At 38.5% G+C, this 3,746-nt stretch carries 1 protein-coding gene and 1 tRNA gene; both read left to right on the forward strand.

Annotation, left to right across the window (positions count from 1 at the left end; all coding sequences use genetic code 11):
• Window positions 1-682: 682 nt before the first annotated feature.
• A tRNA-Lys gene (locus MUW74_RS00710) sits at window positions 683-755 on the forward strand.
• 177 nt (window positions 756-932) lie between these two features.
• Window positions 933-3,422, forward strand: coding sequence for a bifunctional UDP-N-acetylmuramoyl-tripeptide:D-alanyl-D-alanine ligase/alanine racemase (locus MUW74_RS00715; RefSeq protein ID WP_243517100.1), 2,490 nt, complete (start codon window positions 933-935; stop codon window positions 3,420-3,422).
• The last annotated feature ends 324 nt before the right edge of the window (window positions 3,423-3,746 follow it).

Here is a 3,746-nt window from a genome sequence, read left to right on the forward strand (position 1 = left end):
ATGATGAAAGTTGTATGACTTCTGTAGCTGTTTTTTAGTATTCGTTCAGGGCAGTCGTAAAAAAGTTTTTTATACCACTTTTTTCTTGACAAAAAAGTGGACAAAAAATCAAGCCCTCAGTAAAAAGTTGCGGCAATCACCTGTTAGAGCTGGAAAAACAGAACTCACCCGCTGCGCGGGTTCAAACAAGCTGTTTTTCTAATCAGCTTTAATAGGTGATTGCCCATCGTAACTATTTTACAAGGGGCGGTTTTCCTAGAATCGCTATATCCTTGCATGCATACTGGCAATTTTGGTTTTGAACCTTCTCTATACTCCTGGTTATGTGTATATTTTAAAAAACACCGCTTGTAAAAATTGTCGATCAGCAAGCATAGCTTACAAATGAAAAGAAAAACAGTTGCAGGGAGGAGGCTCAAGGGATGGCACTTATTTTGCCAGCTGTAAGCTGTGATGGCAGCCAATTTTAGCACAGGGCTTGATTTTTTGCTTACTTTTTTATCGAGCAAAAAGTAAGATAAAAATTTCTGACGGCTTACATGTACCAATGGTAGTCATTCTTAAGTGGACACCGTTAGGTGAACGAAGGAAAGATAAAAAAGGGACTAAGTGGATACTTTAGATAAAATAATTTTTATTTTCGCTAAAAAATAAATAAATTTACAATTATCCACTACATGTTGATCTCGTAGCTCAGCTGGTAGAGCATCTCCCTTTTAAGGAGAGGGTCCTGGGTTCGAGTCCCAGCGGGATCACATTAGACCTCTTCCATAACGCGCTTTAACTCACTCGTTCATTGCTCATAGCCAAGCCTCCCGAGCAAAGATCAAATAAATAAATTCGTTGCGACTCAGTCCTAGGCAACGTAGGAAAAAAGTAATTAAAAAACCTTATTTACCCATCTTGAGAACAGACACTAAAATAAGTCCATCATGATGCATTTTCATCAGGCCCTTGCTGACTTTAGTGACTTGGTCCTAGTTACATCCGGCCGAGTAGTAGCTAAAACGGATAATTTGCCTATAACAGAACTAATTATAGACAGTAGAAGTAAAATCATTACCCCGTTTCCGATTTTTTTTGCGATTGTAGGCATCAATCACAATGGACACGATTATATAGCATCGGCTTATCAAAAAGGCATTCGTCAGTTTGTAGTAGACCACTCATGCAGCCGCTCTATCATAGACCGTTACAAAGATGTGAATATCCTACAAGTAAACCATACCGTAAAAGCTTTACAGCAGTTTAGCACTTTTTATCGATCTAGGTATCACTTGCCCCTATTGGGTATTACAGGTAGCAATGGCAAAACGATTGTCAAAGAATGGATGCATGAATTTTTGTCCAGAAAGTACAAAACCATTAGCAACCCACACAGTTACAACACCCAAGTTGGCTTACCACTTGCCATAAGTTTGCTGCAATCCAACCACGAATACGGCATTTTTGAAGCAGGTATTTCCCAAAGCGGCGAAATGGAAAAATTAAGCTCAATCATGAAGCCAACCCATGGACTATTTACCAATATCGGCCCTGCACACAGCCAAGGCTTTGAAAATATGACCCAAAAGATTGAGGAAAAAATAAAATTGTTTACCAGCTGTAGCACCATTTACTATTGCAAAGATCATCAGCTGATTCACCAAATTCTTCAAAAACGCTATGGCAAGAGAAAAATAGGGGTAAACTGGTCTTTTCATAATTCCAAGGCAGATTATTTGGTTACCTGCAAAGAGCTAGCAGGTCAAACCACCTTACAAATTACCACTTCGACCCAAAATAACACTTTTGTAACCCCTTTCCGAGATAGTGCTTCTATAGAAAATATCACCCATTGCCTAGTCTACCTACTAGACAATGGATTTGACCCCGAACAACTGCAACGTTCCCTGCTACAGCTTAAAGCCATACCGATGCGTATGACTTTAAAAGCCGGTATCCATCGATGTCAAATTATAGATGACACCTATACCAATGACATAGTCAGCCTAAGACTGGCATTAGATTTTATCGAACAACAACAGCCCACTAAACGAACCGTTATTTTATCTGATATAGTACAATCTGCTACACCTGATAACCAGCTTTATCAAGAGCTTGCTGACTTATTGGCCCAACATAAAATCCATCGATTGATCGGTATTGGCCCTATTATAAGCCAATACAACCCGCTTTTTGCTATACCAGAAAAGATTTTTTTTAATAGCGTAGCAGATTGTATAGCACAAAAAATCTCTTTTAGAGATGAAACCATTTTGGTAAAAGGAGCACGTATCTTTCAACTAGAAAGAGTGGTTCAAAAAATAGAAAAAAACAACCACGGAACGATTCTAGAGATAGATATGCATGCGATTCGGCATAATCTCTCCTACTTTAGAAAACAACTACATCCAACTACTAAAATCATGGCTATGGTAAAAGCCGCTAGCTATGGTAGTGGTAGCAGTAGTTTTGAACTAGCTTCTGCGCTGCAGCGCCATGGTGTAGAATATTTAGGCGTTGCCTACCTGGACGAGGGGATTTGTTTACGCGAAAAAGGGATTACCTTACCGATTATGGTCATGAATCCAACAGATGATCAATTGGATGGAATGCTCAACCATCACCTAGAACCAGAAATATATAGCTTAGAATTATTGGATACATTAGCTTGTTTTATATCAGAAAACCAAAACAAAACCATACCTATTCACCTAAAACTAGAAACCGGTATGCACCGTTTAGGTATAGCCCAAACAGAACTAGACCAGCTGATAGAACGGTTACAACAAATGCCTTGCCTAGATGTTGTAAGTATCTTTAGCCATTTAGCTGCTTCACAAGCAGATGCACATGACACCTATACCCACTTACAAGTAGCAAGATTTATCAAGATGACGCAATATATAGAAGCACATCTCTCCATAAAACCTTTAAAACATCTTTTAAATACCAATGGCATACTACGTTTTCCGGAATTTCAATTTGATATGGTACGATTAGGAATTGGGTTACATGGCGTAGGAGTAGATAAAACCATACAACCCCATCTTATACCAGCTAGTAGTCTCAAAACCACCATTTCACAGGTAAAAAATATTCAAAAAGGGGAAGGCATAGGATATGATCGAAGTACCATAGCTAGGCAAGATATGACGATTGCTACTATACCCATAGGATATGCCGATGGTCTAAGCAGGTCATTTGGCTGTGGGAAAGGCAGAGTAGTGATTCATGGTCATACATGTCCTATTATAGGGAATGTATGTATGGATATGGCTATGATAGATGTGACAGGCATGGCGGTAAAACGGGGTGATGAAGTGATTATTTTTAGTGCAGAACATTCAATAGATCACTTAGCCGAAGAGTTGGGTACCATTCCTTATGAATTATTAACCCAAATTAGCCAAAGAGTAAAACGCGTTTATTATACCTAAAATGATTTTTTGATAAAAGTTATTTAGGTGATTTCACTTCTCGTCCTACTAGTAAGCCAGAAATGTCCAGAATGAGTTTTATAATCTCTAAAGAGATAGTAGATGTAGCCGTTCAGCGGACTGGTAAATAATGTATTTTTAACTTACTTATTTCTTAATAAAAAAGTAAGCAAAAAATCAAGCCCTGGGTAAAAAATTGCTGCAATCACTCCTTACAGCTGAAAAAACAGAATCCACGCTGCAACCTTCCTGTCAACTGTTTTTCTATTTCAGCTGTAAGGAGTGATTGCTGATCGCAATTATTTTACAAGGGGCGTTTTTATA

The organism is Candidatus Cardinium sp. cBcalN2, from assembly GCF_022810445.1.
In the GTDB taxonomy this organism is placed as follows: domain Bacteria; phylum Bacteroidota; class Bacteroidia; order Cytophagales; family Amoebophilaceae; genus Cardinium.